The organism is Micromonospora sp. DT233 (genome assembly GCF_049841815.1).
Classification (GTDB): domain Bacteria; phylum Actinomycetota; class Actinomycetes; order Mycobacteriales; family Micromonosporaceae; genus Micromonospora.
The window spans coordinates 15,371-32,257 of the sequence record NZ_JBNCLB010000013.1; the positions used below are offsets into that span (position 1 = coordinate 15,371).

A 16,887-nucleotide genomic window follows, 5' to 3' on the forward strand; every position below is an offset into this window, starting at 1 on the left:
GCGATCACGGCCGGCCAAGGGGAGGGTCCCAATCCGGGGCCGCACAGGCGCCGGCATCGCCGGCCCGGCAACGCGCACGTGCCTCCGCAGCGCCCGCCCGTGGGCGTCGGATCGTGCTGCGGAGGGAGGTTCGGTGTCGCGTCGGCCGGCGGGGGCGTCGCCCCCTCAGAGCCCCGGCGGTCCGCCGGCAACGCCGAGCGGGGACCGGATCCTCACCCTGCCCAACCTGATCAGCTTCGTCCGGCTGCTCGGCGTCCCGATCTTCCTCTACCTGCTGCTCGTCGCGCGCGCCGACGTCGCCGCCGTGGTGGTGCTGGCCATCGGCGGCACCACCGACTGGGTCGACGGCTGGATCGCCCGCCGGCTGCACCAGGTCAGCCGCCTCGGCGAGCTGCTCGACCCGCTGGCCGACCGGCTCTACATCCTGGCCACCCTGCTGGCGTTCACGGCGCGCGAGGTGGTGCCGTGGCAGTTCACCGCGGCGCTGCTGGCCCGGGAGGTGCTGCTGCTGGGTTCGCTGGGGGTGCTGCGCCGGCACGGGTACGGCCCGCCGCCGGTGCACTACGTCGGCAAGACCGCGACCTTCCTGCTGTTGGCCGCGTTCCCGGTGTTGCTGCTGGCGCACGCGACGTCGGCGGTCACGGCGACGACCGCGGGCGCGATCGGCTGGGGCCTGGCGTGGTGGGGGCTGGCGCTGTACTGGGCGGCGGGGGCGTTGTACGTGGTGCAGGCCGCCCGCCTGGTCCGGTCGGTGCGCGCCGGCGCGCCCGGGGTGGCGGTATGACGTCGGGTCCGGCGCGCGGCGGGGCCGGGCAGGGGCCGGGTGACCGGAGGCCGCGGGTCTTCGAGCCGGACTTCCTGACCGAGTTGTTCCGCAACCCGTTGGATCCGGGGTACGCGGACGCGGCGGCCCGGCGGCGGAACTCGCCGTCGTCGGCACGGGGGCGTGACGGGTCGTCGCGGGCGGTCGGCCTGGCGCTGGTGGTGGCGTTGGGTTTCCTGTTCGCGGTGGCGTACCGGCAGACGGTGGCCGAGGAGCCGGGGCGTAGTCAGGCGCGGGCCGGGTTGGTGGCGCAGATCAAGCAGCGGCAGGCGGAGACGGACGCGTTGGCGGCGCAGGCGGACCGGTTGCGGGAGGACGTCGGTCGGCAGCGGGACGCGGCGCTGAGTGGTTCGCAGGCGTCGCGGTTGCGTCGGTTGGAGGCGGGCACCGGGTTGGGGCGGGTGCGCGGCGATGGTGTGGTGGTGCGGTTGGCCGACGCGCCGGCGGCGGAGAAGGACTCGGTGACCGGGTCGGGGGGTGGTCCGCCTCGGGTGTTGTACACGGATCTGCAGCGGGTGGCCAACGACCTGTGGGCGGCGGGCGCGGAGGCGGTGGCGATCAACGGGCAGCGGTTGACGGCGATGTCGACGATCCGGTCGGCGGGTGAGGCGGTGCTGGTGGACTTCCGGCCGGTGACGGGTCCGTACGAGGTGTCGGCGATCGGGCCGGGGTCGATGCGGGAGCGGTTCGACGATTCTCGGGCGGCGTACCTGATGCGGGACCTGGTGGAGTCGGTGGGTCTGTCGTTCCAGGTGCGGCAGGTCGACGGCCTGACGTTGCCGGGGGCGCCGGAGCCGCGGTTACGCTACGCCGAGCCGTCGGTCAGTCCGAGTCCGTCCTCCTCGGGTGTCGAGGGTTCGTCCAGGCCCGAGCCGTCCGGTTCGGGTGCGTCTCCCAGTCGTTCCGGAGGTGGCCGATGATCGCGGCGTTGGCGTTGCTGGCCGGTGTGGTGCTGGGGGTGTTGCTGGATCCGACGGTGCCGGCGGCGTTGCAGCCGTATCTGCCGATCGCGGTGGTGGCGGCGTTGGACGCGGTGTTCGGTGGGGTGCGGGCGAAGCTGGACCGGATCTTCGACGACAAGCAGTTCGTGGTGTCGTTCATCTCGAACGTGCTGGTGGCGGGGTTGATCGTGTATCTGGGTGACCAGTTGGGGGTGGGTGGGCAGTTGTCGACGGGCGTGGTGGTCGTGTTGGGGGTGCGGATCTTCGGCAATGTGGCGGCGATTCGTCGGCACCTGTTCCGGGCGTAGGTTCTTTCGATGAGTGGGGAGCAGCGCGAGACGGGTGCGGGTGCGTCGGGTGTCGACGGTCCGGGTGTGGAGGCGTCGCCGGGCGCGGCCGATGCGGTGGATGCGTCGTCGGAGGTGACGGTGTCGATGGCGGCGGCCGGGCGGGCGGCGGGTGAGGTCGACGCGGCGGAGGTCGACACGGGTTACGCGGCGGGGCCGCCGCGGCCCGACCTGGGGCGGCGGTTGACCTCGGCGGGGGCGATGATCGCGTTGTTGTTGGGGTTGTTGGGGTTCACCCTGGTGGTGCAGTTGCGCACGACGTCGACGGATCCGACGTCCGCGGCGACGCGGCAGGAGGACCTGGTGCGGATCTTCTCGGATCTGGATTCGCGGGACAAGCGGTTGCGCCAGGACATCGAGGCGTTGGAGGAGAGTCAGCGGCAGTTGCGCTCGGGGGAGCAGGGTCGGCAGGCGGCGTTGCAGGAGGCGACGCGGCGGGCGGACGAGTTGGGGATCCTGGCGGGGACGTTGCCGGCGCGGGGGCCGGGGTTGAGTGTGCGCTTCGAGGCGGGGGCGAAGCCGATCTCGGCGTACCGGATCCTGGACGCGGTGCAGGAGTTGCGGGGCGCGGGCGCGGAGGCGATGCAGATTTCCGGTGGGGACGGTGCGGCGGTGCGGGTGATCGCGTCGACGTTCTTCCTGGACGGCGGGTCGGGTGCGCTGGTGGTGGATGGCCGGTCGTTGACGGGGCCGTTCACGATCACGGTGATCGGTGACCCGACGACGATGGCGACGGCGTTGCGGATTCCGGGCGGGGTGGCCGCGTCGGTCGCCGGTGACGGCGGTAACGTGATCGTCGAGGATCGTGAGGTTGCCGAGGTTTCGGCGGTGCATGATCCTGTGAAGTTGGAACACGCCCGTCCGGTCTCGTGATCGGCGCGGCGCGCCGGTTCGCCCGGCGCAGTCGGTACGACGGTGAAGGACGCGTCTGGTGATTCCTGAGGATCTGCGGTATACCGCCGAGCACGAGTGGGTGGCGGGTGACGGGTCGGGTGCTGTCCGGGTCGGCGTCTCGCACTTCGCGCAGGACGCGCTGGGTGACATCGTGTACGTCCAGTTGCCGGAGGTGGGCGTGCGGGTGGCGGCCGGCGATTCGTTGGGTGAGATCGAGTCGACCAAGAGCGTGTCGGAGATCTACGCCCCGTTGACCGGGGTGGTGTCGGCCCGCAACGAGGCGTTGGCGGACACTCCGGAGGTGATCAATTCTGATCCGTACGGTGCGGGTTGGTTGGTGGAGATCACGCCGGATGAGCCGGCGGCGGTGGACGGGCTGCTGACCGCCGGGGCGTATCGCGAGCTCACTGAGAGCTGAGTGCCCGTGGGCACGTGGGTGTTGTGCCCGCGCGTCCGGTTGCCCTGCTTTTCGGCGCTGGCTAGGCTCGCCCAGTTGACCGAGAAAACCAATGAGTTGAGCGTTGCGGAATTGCCTTTCCGGGCACGGGGAGCCAGCCGCCGGGTGGACTGCCCGGCGGCCAGACCCGCCATAACCCGACGCCGACGCGAAACAGATCCGTGAGGTGGTCCCATGACGCGGCCAGACGACGAGTTCCCCCCGCTCGACGTCACTTCGACGCTCAATCTCGGTTCGCTCGACGAAGTGCTGGAGGGGCCGGACACCGATGTGGTGCCGAGCCGGATGTCCGGTTCGTTGCCGCCGGGTATGGCGCTGCTGGTGGTTCGTCGGGGTCCGAACGCGGGCGCCCGGTTCTTGTTGGATCATGATGTGACGACGAGTGGCCGGCATCCGGACAGTGACATCTTCCTGGATGATGTGACGGTGTCGCGGCGGCACGCCGAGTTCCACCGTGACGGTGGGACGTTCACGGTGCGTGATGTCGGGAGTTTGAACGGCACGTACGTGAACCGGGAGCGGGTCGAGGCGGCCACGTTGAGCAATGGTGACGAGGTGCAGATCGGCAAGTTCCGTGTGGTGTTCATCGCCGGTCCGCGCCCGGAGGAGGGGGCCGGCCGGGGGTGAACGAGCCTGCGGCTTCGACGCCGCCGGGGGCGGCCCGCGCGCGCCCGCTGATGAGTATCGGCGAGGTGTTGGGGCAGCTTCGGGTGGATTTTCCTGACGTCACCATTTCGAAGTTGCGGTTCCTGGAGTCCGAGGGGCTGGTGGAGCCGCAGCGGACGGCTTCGGGGTATCGGAAGTACTCCTGGGACGATGTGGCGCGGTTGCGGTTCGTGTTGACCGCGCAGCGGGATCAGTATCTGCCGTTGCGGGTGATCCGTGATCAGTTGGCGCAGTGGGATTCCGATGGTGGTGCTCCTGCGGGGCCGTCGCGGCCGACGTTGGTGGCGGTGGGTCCGGATGGTGAGGTGCCGGGTCGTGATCCGGTGGCTGCGCCGGTGGACTCGGCGCGGGTGCGGTTGGGTCGCACGGAGCTGGTCGCGCAGAGCGGGATCGACGAGTCGACGTTGGGTGAGTTGGAGCGGCTCGGGGTGTTGGTGTCCGATCCGCCGGGCTGGTACGACGGTGACGCGTTGGTGATCGCGCGGGCGGTGGCGGGTCTGGCGGCGTACGGGTTGGAGCCTCGGCATCTGCGGGGTTACCGGACGGCGGCGGATCGTGAGGTGGGGTTGTTCGCGCAGTTGGTGGCGCCGTTGGCGCGGCAGAGTGATCCGGCGGCGCGGGGGCGGGCGGCGGAGGCGGCGCGTGAGTTGGTGGCGTTGTCTCAGCAGTTGCACGCGGCGTTGGTGCGGGTGGGGTTGCGGTCGACGTTGGGACGTTGATCGTGGGTGTGCTGCGCGGCCCGGGGCGGTGGTCCCGGGCCGCGTGGTGTTGGTGGGGGGATCTGCCCGCGGGGGGCGTGTCGTAGGCTTGCCGGGGTAACCCTTCCTGTGTGCGGGTATGGCGGGCGGAGCGTGCGGGATGCGCGTGTCGCGGTCCGTGTACCGTGCAGGGAAGGTCGCGGTGCGGGCGTAGGTTGACAACGACACGGAGGCGGCGGTGCGCGAGCTGAGCGTGGTCGGGGTTCGGGTGGAGTTGCCCAGCAACCAGCCGATCGTCCTGCTGCGGGAGGTCGAGGGGGATCGCTATCTGCCGATTTTCATCGGTGCGGTGGAGGCGACGGCGATCGCTTACGAGCAGCAGGGGGTCAAGCCGGCCCGGCCGTTGACGCATGATCTTCTGCGGGACGTGTTGGCGGCGTTGCAGGCGCCGTTGCGGGCGGTGGAGATCACCGAGTTGAAGGAGAACGTCTTCTACGCCGATCTGTTGATCGGTGAGGGGGTGCGGGTGTCGGCGCGGCCGAGTGACTCGATCGCGTTGGCGTTGCGGGTCGGTGCGCCGATTCGTTGTGCGGAGCAGGTCCTCAGTGAGGCGGGGATCGTGATTCCGGACGAGCAGGAGGACGAGGTGGAGAAGTTCCGGGAGTTCCTGGACCAGGTGCGTCCGGAGGACTTCGCGGGCTGAGCGTCGGTGCCGGTGTGGGCGTGGCCCCCCGGGTGTGGTTCCTCCCCGCTGCGGTGGTCACCGTGGGTGATCGGTCGGTTGGTGGGTGATCTTTGTGGTGGCCGCGCGGCGTGTCGCGGGCGCTTCTGCGTGGTGACCCCTCAAGGGCGCTATAGGGTTGCGGTGTCGAGGGGTGCACGTCCGCGGATGCGGCGTGTCACCGCACTGGCGGGGAGGTTGTCCGGATGCAGGAGCCGCGAGATCCCGAGTCTGGTACGCAAGCGCAGGGGGCGGGTGTGGCGCCGGCGGGGTCGGCGGCCGAGGGTGACGGCGCGGTGGGCTACCGGGGTGTGACGGCGTGCCACGCGGTGGGCATCACGTATCGGCAGTTGGACTACTGGGCGCGTACGGCGTTGGTGGTGCCGAGTGTGCGGGACGCGTCGGGTTCGGGGACGTCCCGGTTGTACTCGTTCCGCGACCTGGTGGTGTTGAAGGTCGTGAAGCGGTTGTTGGACGCCGGGGTGTCGTTGCAGAACATCCGCCGGGCGATCGAGGCGTTGCGTTCGCGTGGGGTGGGTGACCTGGCGGGGATCACGTTGATCTCGGACGGCACGACGGTGTACGAGTGTCGGTCGCCGGAGGAGGTTGTCGACCTGTTGCAGGGCGGCCAGGGTGTCTTCGGCATCGCGATCGGCGGGGCGTTCAAGGAGATCGAGGGGTCGTTGTCGCATCTGCCGGGGGAGCCGGTGGGCGCGGCGGTCGACGAGCCGGTGGTGGAGTCGGTGGGTGACGAGTTGGCGGCGCGTCGGGCGCGTCGTCGGGCGGGCTGAGCGCCGCCGGCCGTGGTCTTCTCCGGCGTAATGTTTCTCGGCGTGGTGGCCCGGCGGGGGTCCAGGGGTGGTGACCTGCGGGGGGTGTGGTGTCCACTGTGATCGTCGCGCCGCGCGGGGTCGGGTGTGGACTTTCCCGTTTTGTGGCATCTTGTTGACAGTCTCGGTGTCGGCGGTAATCCTATGTGCGGCGTTCGCCCCCACCGGGGTGGCCACCGTGGGTGACGGCCGGTGGTGGGAGTCGGCGGACGGTGTTCCGGGACGACGCAGGGGGCGACGAGGTTGCCTGCCCGACGATCGGATTTGAACCGTAGTGCAGACTGACAGTCACAGCACCATGACCATGGTGGATGTCGACCGGCGGGTGGGTGGGGCGGGTTGCCCGGTGGCGCACGGCGCCTGGGCCCCGCCGGCCGGGGAGGCCCTCGCGGAGGCGGACGTCCTCGCGGAGGCCGAGGAGTTCCTGCGCCTGTTCCACGCGGAGCGGCGGTTGCCGGGGGTGGCCGCGCGGGTGGGGCAGGTCCGCGACGAGATCGCGGTGACCGGCACGTACCGGCACACCCGTGAGGAGCTGACGTACGGGGCGAAGGTGGCGTGGCGGCAGTCGGCGCGTTGCGTGGGCCGGGTGCGGTGGGCGGGCCTGCGGGTGCGGGACCGCCGGGACGTGACGTCGGTGGTGGGCATCGCCCGGGAGCTGGGCCAGCACCTGGCGGTGGCGGAGAACGGCGGTCGGATCCAGTCGGTGATGACGGTCTTCGCGCCGGACCGGCCGGGGGTGGGGCCGCGGGCGCGGATCTGGAACGACCAGTTGGTCCGCTACTGCGGGCACCGGGGCGTCGACGGGTCGGTGCTGGGTGACCCGGGGCAGGTGCCGATGACCGACGCGGCGCTGCGGTTGGGGTGGCGGCCCCCGCCGGTGCCGGGCCGCTTCGACGTGCTGCCGTGGGTGCTGGAGACGGCGTACGAGGATCCGGCGTTGGTGGAGGTGCCGCGGGACCTGGTGCGGGAGGTGGCGTTGGCGCACCCGGCGTATCCGTGGTTCGAGGATCTGCGGCTGCGGTGGCACGCCCTGCCGGTGATCAGCAACATGCGGTTGCGCGTCGGTGGGGTGGACTACAGTTGCGCCCCGTTCAACGGGCACTACCTGGGGGATGAGATCGGCACCCGCAACCTGGGCGACGGGGGTCGTTACGACCAGTTGCTGCCGGTGGCGCGGGGGTTGGGGCTGGACACGTCGCGGGAGGACACGCTGTGGCGCGAGCACGCCGTGTTGGTGATCAACCAGGCGGTGTTGTGGTCGTTCCGGCAGGCGGGGGTGCGGGTGTCGGACCCGCACACCGAGTCGGAGTTGTTCATGAAGTTCTGCGCGCAGGAGGAACGGGCGGGGCGGGCGGTGCACGGTGACTGGTCGTGGCTCAACGGCAGTGTGGGGTGGGCGGCGTTGCACGCGGTGCACCACCGCTACTACGACACCCGGGTGCCGAACCCGAACCTGTGGCCGGCGCAGCGGGCGTACGGGCCGGACGGGGCGGCGCAGCTGACGTTGCGTCAGCGGCACGCGGCCGCGCGCGGGCGGGAGGACTGAGGATGGACGTCGCGGCGTTGCGGCAGAGTTGGGCGCAGTTCAGCGCGGCGGGTCCGGAGGCGGCGAAGTACTTCTACGCCACCTTGTTCGTCCTCGCCCCGGAGGCGCGCTCGATGTTCCCGACGAACATGAGCTATCAGGAGGACAAGTTGTTGGCGGCGTTGGGGCACATCGTGTCCCACGTCGACGACGAGCGTGAGTTGACGGCGTTCGCGCAGCGGTTGGGCGCGGATCACCGCCGGTTCCGGGGCACCGACCGGCAGGGTCGGGAGGTGCCGTTGGGTGAGTGGCACTACGTGTGGGTGGGGCAGGCGTTGCTGGCCACGTTGGAGCGGTTCCTGGGGCCGCGGTGGACGCCGCAGTTGCGGGCGCAGTGGGCGGCGGCGTACGAGGCGGTGACGCGGTTGATGCTCACCGGGGCGGCGCAGGCGGAGCGGACGTCGCCGCCGTACTGGGAGGCGGAGGTCCTGGCGGTGCAGCGGCGCCGGGCGGACGTGTGCGTGTTCACGGTGCGCCCGAACTACCTGTGTGAGTTCCTGCCGGGGCAGTCGCTGCCGGTGCAGGTGCCGCAGCTTCGCCTGTGGCGGTACCTGTCGCCGGCGAACGCGCCGCGCCCGGACGGCACGATAGAGTTCCACGTCCGCGCGGCGGGCAGGTTCTCCACGCATTTGGTGCGTCGGTTGAGAGTGGGTGACCGGGTGTTGTTGGGTTCGCCGTTGGGCGCGGCGTTGTCGTCGTACGACCGGGCGCCGGAGTCGCCGTTGTTGTTGGTGGCCGGTGGCACCGGGTTGGCGCCGTTGCGGGCGGTGGTGGAGGCGTTGCGGCAGGGGCAGGGGCGCATGGTGACGTTGGTGGTGGGCGCGAAGACCCCGGACGACCTGTACGACGACCGGGCGATCCGGGAGTTGGCGTCGGGGTGGCCGGCGGGTGGGTGGTTGCGGTACGTGCCGACGGTGGAGTCGGGTTGGCAGTGGTCGGGGGCGGTGGGTCGGGCGGTGGACACGGCGCTGCGGTTGGGGCCGTGGCGTGACACCGACGTGCTGGTCTGCGGCAATCCGCGGATGACCCGGGACACGGTGGGGGCGTTGCTGGCCTCGGGGGTGCCCGCGGAGCGGATCCTGGCCGAGAGTTACGACCATTCGTTGTATCCGCCGTTGGCGGGCGGGGTGGCCGACGCGGCGCGGGACTTCACCGGTTCGGGTGCGCGGTGAACGTCGAGCAGGGCAGCGGCAGCGTCCGTCACGACGACACGGCGCGGGCGTTGGCGGCGGTGGAGGCGCGGCGGTTCCGGGGCGGCGATTGGCTGCCGGTGGATGAGGTCGCCGATGTGGCCCGGTCGGCCGACGCGCGGATCTCGTTGCTCAACGGTGAGGTGCAGCGGCTGCGGCGGGAGAACGAGGGCCTGGTGCGGCAGGTGGAGATGCTGCGGCACGGGGCGTTGCCCAGCGCCGCCCCGCAGGGCCCGGACCCGATGGTGGTGGAGTTGGCGGTGCGGGCGCAGGACGAGGCGAACCGCGCGATCGCCGAGGCCAGTGAGGAGAGCGCGGAGATCATCGCCGACGCCCGCCGGCAGGCCGAGGAGATCGTCGCGGAGGCGCACCGCCGGGCCGGGTCGGTCGCGGGGTCCCCGTCGGCGCCGGTGGGTGGCCGGTCGGAGGACCTGCAGCGGCAGGTGCGGGAGTTGCAGGCCCGTCACGAGGTGTTGTTGGCGGTGGTGGCCACGGCGCAGCAGCATCTGGGGCAGTGGCAGGCGTACCTGGCGGCGCAGGGGGATCAGCTGCGCGCGGACGCGGCGGCGGCGGGGGCGGCCAGTCAGCAGCTGCGCCGGGCCGTCGGCGGCTGACCCGGCCCGCCCCGCCGACCGGGGAGGGTCGCCGTCAGCGGTGGTCGACGGCGGTGACGGCGTCGGCGATGGGGGTGTTGCCGCCGACGAGTTCCAGGATCGCCCCGGCGGACGCCGGGTGGTAGAGCAGGGCGACGAGGACCCGGGCGACGTCGGTGCGGGTGACGGCGCCGGCGGGCACGTGCCGGGCCAGGGTGATCCGCCCGGTGGGCGGGTCGTCGGTGAGCCGCCCGGGGCGCAGGACCGTCCAGTCCAGGTCGCGGGCGGTCAGGTCGTCCTCGGCGGCCTTCTTGGCCCGCAGGTAGGCGGCGAAGACGTCGTCGGTGCCGGCCGGCGGGGCGTCGTCGACTCCCATCGAGGAGATCAGCAGGTAGCGGCGGGTGCCGGCGCGTTGCGCGGCGTCGGCGAGCAGCCCGGCGGCGGCCCGGTCGACGGTGTCCTTGCGGGCGGCACCGCTGCCGGGGCCGGCGCCGGCGGCGAAGACGACCGCGTCGGCGTCGGCCAGGTGCGCGGTGATCTCGTCGATGTCGGCGTGTTCCAGGTCGGCCACGACGGGGTGGGCGCCGGCGGCGCGTAGTGCCGGGGCGTGGTCGGGGTTGCGGATCAACCCGACGGCGGTGTCGCCGCGGCCGGTGAGTTCCCGGTGCAGCAGTTGGGCGATCTTGCCGTGGCCTCCGGCGATGACGACGCGCATACCCGTCACCGTAGTCGCCGCAGCCGCCGCCCGCCGGGTCGTCGGCGAGGCGCGTCGGCGGTGAGGGGGTGGGCCGGTCGGGTCGGCGAGGAGCGTCACTCGCCGCCGCGCCGGGCCCTGAGGCAGCATGGACGCCGTGACGGAGACGATCGACGCGTTGGCGGGGCTGCTCTCCGGCGGCGGTGTCGTGGTGTTGAGCGGGGCGGGGCTGTCCACCGATTCGGGTATCCCGGACTACCGGGGGCCCAGCGGGGTGGCCCGCCGGCACACCCCGATGACGTATCAGACGTTCGTGGCCGACGCGGCGGCGCGGCGACGGTACTGGGCGCGTAGCCACCTGGGGTGGGCCACGATCGCCGGGGCCGCCCCGAACGACGGGCACCGGGCGGTGGCGCGGCTGCAACGCGCCGGGCTGGTCGACGCGGTGATCACCCAGAACGTCGACGGGTTGCACACGGCGGCCGGGTCGACGTCGGTGGTGGCGTTGCACGGCAGCCTCGCCGAGGTGGTCTGCCTGGGCTGCGGCAACCTGGTCTCCCGCGAGGAGGTGCACCGGCGGTTGCGGCAGGCCAACCCGGGTTTCGACGCGGCGGTGGCGCAGGTCAACCCCGACGGTGACGTCGACCTGCCCGAGGAGCGGGTGGCCGGGTTCCGGACGGTGGACTGCCAGTGGTGCCCCTGCGGGGTGCTGAAACCCGACGTGGTGTTCTTCGGTGAGACGGTGCCCCCGCAGCGGGTGGCCCGCTGCTTCGACCTGGTGGACCGGGCGCGGGCGCTGCTGGTGCTGGGGTCGTCGTTGACGGTGTTGTCGGGGCGGCGGTTCGTGACCCGGGCGGCGCGGCGGGGCATCGCGGTGGGGATCGTCAACCAGGGGCCGACGCGCGGCGACGGGTACGCCGACGTGCGCGTCGACGCGCCGTTGGGCGCGGTGCTGCCGGCGTTGGCCGACCGGCTGGGCGCCCCGGCGGCCCCGGGCGCCGGCGCGGCCGTCGACCCGCCGGTGACGGCCCCGACCGCCCACTGACCCGCCCCAGGCCCTCACGCCCCCGGGCCGGCGAGCGGGCCGGGCCGCACCGGCGGCGGCGGTGATCACGGCGGCGGGGGATGACCTGCCCGGCGGCGGGTTGGCGCTGGTAGCGTGGACGACGCCGATCACCCACGGGGGAGAGACCACCCGGTGTCCAGCCGGGTCGGCGCCGAAGGGGCAGCTTCCTCCCCGGAACCTCTCAGGCAGAAGGACCCCGTGGGCAGGCACTGTGGAGCGCCCCGCCCGGGGTGCGACTCAGGGGGAGGCCGACCTGTCGACCTCACCCGCCCCGGGAGCACCACCCATGACCGTAGAGCACTTCGCCGCCCGTCACATCGGCCCCGGCCCCGACGACGAGCGCCGCATGTTGGACGCCGTCGGCTACGGCTGCCTCGACGAGCTGATGGACGCGGCGGTTCCCGAGGTGATCCGCTGGCACGGCACCCTGGACCTGCCGGCCCCGGCGACCGAGCACGACGCGCTGGCCGAGCTGCGGGCCCTGGCCGGGCGCAACACCGTCGCCGTGTCCATGATCGGCCTGGGGTACCACGGCACGCACACCCCGGCGGTGATCCGCCGCAACGTGTTGGAGAACCCGGCCTGGTACACCGCGTACACCCCGTACCAGCCGGAGATCAGCCAGGGCCGGTTGGAGGCGCTGCTGAACTTCCAGACGATGGTCACCGACCTGACGGGCCTGGCCACCGCGAACGCGTCGATGCTCGACGAGGGCACCGCCGCGGCGGAGGCGATGACCCTGGCCCGGCGGGCGTCGAAGGCCCGCAGCAACACCTACGTCGTCGACGCCGACGCGTTGCCGCAGACCATCGCGGTGATCACCAGCCGGGCGGAGCCACTGGGCATCGACGTGCGGGTGGTCGACGTCGACGCCGAGGAGTTGCCGGGGGAGTTCTTCGGCCTGCACCTGCAGTACCCGGGGGCGTCGGGGGCGGTGCGGGAACACACCGACCTGGTCGCCGCCGCCCACGCGGTGGGGGCGACGGTGTGCGTGGCGGCGGACCTGCTGGCGTTGACGCTGCTGCGCCCGCCGGGGGAGATCGGCGCGGACGTGGCGGTGGGCACCACCCAACGGTTCGGGGTGCCGATGGGCTTCGGCGGCCCGCACGCCGGGTACCTGGCGGTGCGCTCGGGGTTGGAGCGGATGCTGCCGGGGCGGCTGGTCGGGGTGTCGCGTGACGCCGACGGCGACCCGGCGTACCGGTTGGCGTTGCAGACCCGTGAGCAGCACATCCGCCGGGAGCGGGCGACGAGCAACATCTGCACCGCGCAGGTGCTGCTGGCGGTGATGGCCGGCATGTACGCCGTGTACCACGGCCCGGACGGGCTGCGGGCCATCGCGGGCCGTACCCACGCCATGGCGGCGCGGCTCGCGGCCGGGTTGCGCGCCGGTGGGGTGGGTGTGGCGGACGTGGCGTTCTTCGACACGGTCTGCGCGCGCGTGCCGGGGCGGGCGGAGCAGGTGGTGGCCGCGGCGGCGGCGCGGGGGGTGAACCTGCGGCTGGTCGACGCCGACCGGGTGGGGATCACCTGCGACGAGACGACCACGGCGGCGCACCTGGCGTCGGTGTGGGCGGCTTTCGGCGTCGACGCGGTGACCGGTGACGTCGACGCGGCCCTGCCGGCGGGGCTGGCGCGCACCTCGGACTTCCTGACCCACCCGGTGTTTCGCAGCCACCACTCGGAGACGGCGATGCTGCGGTACCTGCGGCGGTTGGCGGACTTCGACTACGCCCTGGACCGGGGGATGATCCCGTTGGGGTCGTGCACGATGAAGCTGAACGCCACCACCGAGATGGAGCCGGTCAGCTGGGCGCAGTTCGCGCACCTGCACCCGTTCGCCCCGGCGCGGCAGACCGCCGGGTACCGGGACATGATCGCCCAGCTGGAGGGGTGGTTGGCGGAGGTCACCGGCTACGACGCGGTCAGCGTGCAACCCAACGCCGGGTCGCAGGGGGAACTGGCGGGGCTGTTGGCGATCCGCGCGTACCACCGCGACCGGGGGCAGGGTCACCGCACGGTATGCCTGATCCCGTCGTCGGCGCACGGCACGAACGCGGCCAGCGCGGTGATGGCGGGGATGCGGGTGGTCGTGGTCGGCTGCGCCGGCGACGGTGACATCGACCTGGCCGACCTCGACGCGAAGATCGACGCGCACCGCGACGACCTGGCGGCGATCATGGTGACGTACCCGTCGACGCACGGGGTGTACGAGGCGGGCATCGCCCGGCTGTGCGCGAAGGTCCACGACGCCGGCGGTCAGGTGTACGTCGACGGGGCGAACCTCAACGCCCTCGTCGGGTTCGCCAAGCCGGGTCAGTTCGGGGCGGACGTGTCGCACCTGAACCTGCACAAGACGTTCTGCATCCCGCACGGCGGCGGCGGGCCGGGGGTGGGGCCGGTGGCGGTGCGCGCGCACCTCGCCCCGTACCTGCCCGGTGACCCTGCCGGGCCGGCGCGGCCGGGCCGCCCGGCGATCTCCGCGAGCGCGTACGGGTCGGCGGGGATCCTGCCGATCCCGTGGGTGTACCTGCGCACGATGGGGGCGGCGGGGCTGACCCGGGCCACCGCGGTGGCGGTGTTGGCGGCGAACTACGTGGCGGTCCGGTTGCGGGAGCACTTCCCGGTGCTCTACGCCGGCAACAAGGGCCTGGTGGCCCACGAGTGCATCCTGGACCTGCGGCCGGTGACGAAGGCGACGGGGGTGAGCGTCGACGACGTGGCGAAACGACTGATCGACTACGGGTTCCACGCCCCGACGATGTCGTTCCCGGTGGCGGGGACGCTGATGGTGGAGCCGACGGAGAGCGAGGACCTGGCCGAGCTGGACCGGTTCTGCGCGGCGATGATCGCCATCCGGGCCGAGATCGACAAGGTCGCCGCAGGGCAGTGGCCGGCGGGGGACAATCCGCTGGTCAACGCCCCACACACGGCGGCGATGGTGGCCGGCGACGAGTGGCCGCACCCGTACCCCCGGTCGGTGGGGGCGTACCCGGCGGGCGGGGACCGGACGGGGAAGTACTGGCCGCCGGTGCGCAGGGTCGACGGCGCGTACGGCGACCGGAACCTGATGTGCTCGTGCCCGGCGCCGGAGGCGTTCGCCCAGTGACGCCGGGCGGCCGGGGCGGTGCGGCACGCCGCCCCGGCGCGGGGCCGGTGGGCGCCGCAGGGACGGTCGCGGCGGCCACGGCCGGGCAGTGCGCGTCGGGTGACCCGCAGTGATCGATCAAGCGGCGAGGGCGTGCCGGGCGGGGGCCCGGTGGGGGGCGATGGTGCTGCCGTCGGGGAGTAGCTCCCCGGTGTCCTCGAAGCGTATGACCCCGTTGCAGAGCAGGCTCCAGCCCTGCTCAGGGAAGCAGGCGAGGACCCGGGCGGCGTCGCGGTCGGTGGCGTCGGCGGAGGGGCAGGAGGGTAGGTGCTGGCACATCGGGTTCTCCGGACTGTGGGGGCACTGTGTCATGGTTCACATGACCAGTGACGCACAGTACCAAGCGAATGTGAGCCGCATCGAGCAGGTTCCCGTCATGTCGGGGGGAATTTCGCTGAACGGCCGATGCGGCGTGGGCCACCCGTCGTGGAACCGCTCCCAAGCGGGTGGTCCGCGCGCCAGCGCGCTCCGACGCGCCGCGCACGGCCGACGCCGCCGCCGAGCGCATCAACCGCCCGCCGGCGGCCGGGCCAGGAACCCGGCGAGACGCTCGGCCTCCTCGGCGACCTCCGCGCGCTCGGCGGCGGTGAAGTCCCGCAGCGGCACGACAGCAACACCACCACCGGCGGCGGCGTCCCAGGTCGCGCCCACCCGACCGTTGACGAGCACCAGACGCTTGCCGGCCACCGACAACCCCCGGTGGGCGTCGTCGATGATCCGACCCCGGTCGTGGTAGCCCAGCACCGCGTTGTCGAACGCCGGCAGGAACCGCACCGGCGCCGGGATGTCCGCATCGGGGCGCGGGGCCTCGGGCAGGTCCAGCAACTCCCGGCCGCGCACGTCCCGGAAGCTCACCAGCTCCTCGCGCAACGCGGCCACCACCTGCGGCAGCCCGGCCAGCCCGCACCAGGCGCGCAGGTCCGCGCTCGCGGCCGGACCGAACGCCCCCAGGTACCGGCGCACCAGGTCCGCACCGGCGGCGTCGGCGGCCGCCGGATCCACCTCGACCGGCACCGGCCGACCCAACCAGGCCGACAACGGTAGATACCGGGCCCCGGCGGCGCTGCGCCAGGTGCCGCGCGGCGGCAACTGGACCGTCGGCACCAGCGCGGCGACGACCGCCTCGCCCAACACACGAGGCGCCGGCCCCGGCGCGCCCACGGCCAGGGCACGGCCGATGTCGCCCAGCGAGCGGGGCCGCCCGTCGGCCAGCAGCGCCGCCGCCCGCCCCGCCAGGTCGTCCAGGTCCACCCCGGTCAGCTCCCGGCGCCACGTGCCGAGGATCCGCTGCCGCAGCAGGGCGTGGTGGCGCGGCCGCCACCGCCACGCGTCGTCGGCGGTGACCAGGTGCACGGTGCGGCGCATCAGGTGCAGCCGCACCAGCAGCCGCTGCCCCAGCAGCCGGTCGACGTCGCCGGGGTCGAAGCCGGCCACCCGCGACCAGAGCCCCACGAACGGCTCCTGCGGCTCCTGGGCCTGCAACCCACCCACCCGGGCCACCGCGTCGAGCACGGGCGCGTCGGCACGGGAGAGCAGGAACTGGCGGGCCAGGGTCGCGCGGTTGAGCGCGCGGCCGTCCAGACGCGCGGTCACCACCGCGCCGTCGCGGCGCGGTCCACCGGGTGGGTACGCATGACAGGGTTCCTCTCGACGACGGTGCGGGTCGTGGTGGTGATGCTCATCAAGGCACTCCGCGTCCAGGACCGGTTCGCAGACCGGTCCTGACAATGACCGTTGCTGCGCACATCCTCCCCGGCGGCGAGCGTTCAGGCGGCGGCGCGGTCGCCGGTGGGGCGGCGACGCAGGCCGGTCTGATCCAGGGCGGTCTGATCCAGGGCGGGCGGTGTGTAGGCGATGTCGAGGGTGCCCGGGTCGACCCCGGGCGCGACGACTTCGTCGATCCGGTCGAGGGTGGCGTCGTCGAGGGTGGTGCCGGCACCGGCGAGCAGGTCGTCGAGGTGCGCTACGGCTGATCGAGGCCATCTCGGCACGACGCTAACCACGGGCTGGTGAGGTGACGACGACGTCGTCGGTGACGGTGGTGGGGGAAGTACGTGTTCCGCGACGGTGATGGCAACGAGATCGGCATCGGCGGCGACGTCTCCGCTGCCGGACGGTGACTGGTCGCTCGCCGCAGTGCCTACTGCCCGGTAAGTGCCTGTCTCGCTACTCCCAGAGCGGGTTAGGGGCCGGTTCTACGCTCGCGGGATGAGTGGGATCGAGGACTGACTCGT

18 protein-coding genes and 1 riboswitch are annotated in these 16,887 nt (G+C 72.8%); of the genes, 14 read left to right on the forward strand and 4 right to left on the reverse strand.

Annotated elements, in window-relative coordinates:
• The first annotated feature begins 133 nt into the window (after positions 1–133).
• From ACLQ2V_RS22375 to ACLQ2V_RS22430, 12 genes are all read left to right on the forward strand, one after another.
• On the forward strand, positions 134–784 hold the full coding sequence (locus ACLQ2V_RS22375) for a CDP-alcohol phosphatidyltransferase family protein (protein ID WP_425720513.1): 651 nt from the start codon (positions 134–136) through the stop codon (positions 782–784).
• Entirely contained in the window at positions 781–1,743 is a 963-nt protein-coding gene (locus tag ACLQ2V_RS22380) for a DUF881 domain-containing protein (protein ID WP_425720514.1), read from the forward strand. The genes ACLQ2V_RS22375 and ACLQ2V_RS22380 overlap by 4 nt, the downstream gene beginning before the upstream one ends.
• A complete protein-coding gene (locus tag ACLQ2V_RS22385; protein ID WP_425720515.1) occupies positions 1,740–2,072 on the forward strand; it encodes a small basic family protein in 333 nt (110 codons plus the stop codon). Before ACLQ2V_RS22380 ends, ACLQ2V_RS22385 begins: the two co-directional genes overlap by 4 nt.
• Positions 2,073–2,081: 9 nt before the next feature.
• On the forward strand, positions 2,082–2,984 hold the full coding sequence (locus ACLQ2V_RS22390) for a DUF881 domain-containing protein (RefSeq protein ID WP_425720516.1): 903 nt from the start codon (positions 2,082–2,084) through the stop codon (positions 2,982–2,984).
• 58 nt (positions 2,985–3,042) lie between these two features.
• Positions 3,043–3,423, forward strand: a complete 381-nt coding sequence (gene gcvH, locus ACLQ2V_RS22395) for a glycine cleavage system protein GcvH (protein ID WP_425720517.1) — start codon at positions 3,043–3,045, stop codon at positions 3,421–3,423.
• 213 nt (positions 3,424–3,636) lie between these two features.
• Positions 3,637–4,089, forward strand: a complete 453-nt coding sequence (gene odhI / locus ACLQ2V_RS22400; RefSeq protein WP_089000305.1) for an oxoglutarate dehydrogenase inhibitor Odhl — start codon at positions 3,637–3,639, stop codon at positions 4,087–4,089.
• A 50-nt stretch (positions 4,090–4,139) separates the two neighbouring features.
• A complete protein-coding gene (locus ACLQ2V_RS22405) occupies positions 4,140–4,847 on the forward strand; it encodes a MerR family transcriptional regulator (RefSeq protein WP_425720518.1) in 708 nt (235 codons plus the stop codon).
• 217 nt (positions 4,848–5,064) lie between these two features.
• Complete coding sequence (locus ACLQ2V_RS22410) at positions 5,065–5,529, forward strand: bifunctional nuclease family protein (protein WP_425720519.1); 465 nt, start codon at positions 5,065–5,067, stop codon at positions 5,527–5,529.
• Positions 5,530–5,753: 224 nt separating this feature from the next.
• Complete coding sequence (locus ACLQ2V_RS22415) at positions 5,754–6,338, forward strand: MerR family transcriptional regulator (RefSeq protein WP_425720520.1); 585 nt, start codon at positions 5,754–5,756, stop codon at positions 6,336–6,338.
• 343 nt (positions 6,339–6,681) lie between these two features.
• Positions 6,682–7,923: a nitric oxide synthase oxygenase gene (locus tag ACLQ2V_RS22420; protein WP_425720648.1), complete on the forward strand. Its 1,242-nt coding sequence runs from the start codon at positions 6,682–6,684 to the stop codon at positions 7,921–7,923.
• 2 nt (positions 7,924–7,925) lie between these two features.
• Positions 7,926–9,134: a globin domain-containing protein gene (locus ACLQ2V_RS22425; protein ID WP_425720521.1), complete on the forward strand. Its 1,209-nt coding sequence runs from the start codon at positions 7,926–7,928 to the stop codon at positions 9,132–9,134.
• Complete coding sequence (locus ACLQ2V_RS22430; RefSeq protein ID WP_425720522.1) at positions 9,131–9,766, forward strand: DivIVA domain-containing protein; 636 nt, start codon at positions 9,131–9,133, stop codon at positions 9,764–9,766. Before ACLQ2V_RS22425 ends, ACLQ2V_RS22430 begins: the two co-directional genes overlap by 4 nt.
• A gap of 34 nt (positions 9,767–9,800) precedes the next feature.
• Here the strand turns inward: ACLQ2V_RS22430 and ACLQ2V_RS22435 are convergent, their stop codons facing one another.
• Positions 9,801–10,460 carry an NAD(P)H-binding protein gene (locus ACLQ2V_RS22435; RefSeq protein WP_425720523.1) on the reverse strand — a complete coding sequence of 220 codons (660 nt, stop codon included), beginning with the start codon at positions 10,458–10,460 and terminating at the stop codon, positions 9,801–9,803.
• Between the two features lie 127 nt (positions 10,461–10,587).
• On the opposite strand from ACLQ2V_RS22435, the gene ACLQ2V_RS22440 reads away from it, so the two are divergent.
• On the forward strand, positions 10,588–11,484 hold the full coding sequence (locus tag ACLQ2V_RS22440; RefSeq protein WP_425720524.1) for an NAD-dependent protein deacetylase: 897 nt from the start codon (positions 10,588–10,590) through the stop codon (positions 11,482–11,484).
• 127 nt (positions 11,485–11,611) lie between these two features.
• Positions 11,612–11,712, forward strand: a riboswitch (glycine riboswitch).
• Positions 11,713–11,791: 79 nt separating this feature from the next.
• Complete coding sequence (gene gcvP / locus ACLQ2V_RS22445) at positions 11,792–14,614, forward strand: aminomethyl-transferring glycine dehydrogenase (protein WP_425720525.1); 2,823 nt, start codon at positions 11,792–11,794, stop codon at positions 14,612–14,614.
• A gap of 117 nt (positions 14,615–14,731) precedes the next feature.
• Here the strand turns inward: gcvP and ACLQ2V_RS22450 are convergent, their stop codons facing one another.
• From ACLQ2V_RS22450 to ACLQ2V_RS22460, 3 genes are all read right to left on the reverse strand, one after another.
• Complete coding sequence (locus tag ACLQ2V_RS22450) at positions 14,732–14,932, reverse strand: DUF5999 family protein (protein WP_425720526.1); 201 nt, start codon at positions 14,930–14,932, stop codon at positions 14,732–14,734.
• Between the two features lie 228 nt (positions 14,933–15,160).
• The gene (locus tag ACLQ2V_RS22455; protein ID WP_425720527.1) at positions 15,161–16,246 is read right to left on the reverse strand and encodes a winged helix DNA-binding domain-containing protein; all 1,086 of its coding nucleotides are present in this window, start codon (positions 16,244–16,246) and stop codon (positions 15,161–15,163) included.
• A 173-nt stretch (positions 16,247–16,419) separates the two neighbouring features.
• On the reverse strand, positions 16,420–16,644 hold the full coding sequence (locus ACLQ2V_RS22460; RefSeq protein WP_425720528.1) for a hypothetical protein: 225 nt from the start codon (positions 16,642–16,644) through the stop codon (positions 16,420–16,422).
• Between the last annotated feature and the right edge of the window lie 243 nt (positions 16,645–16,887).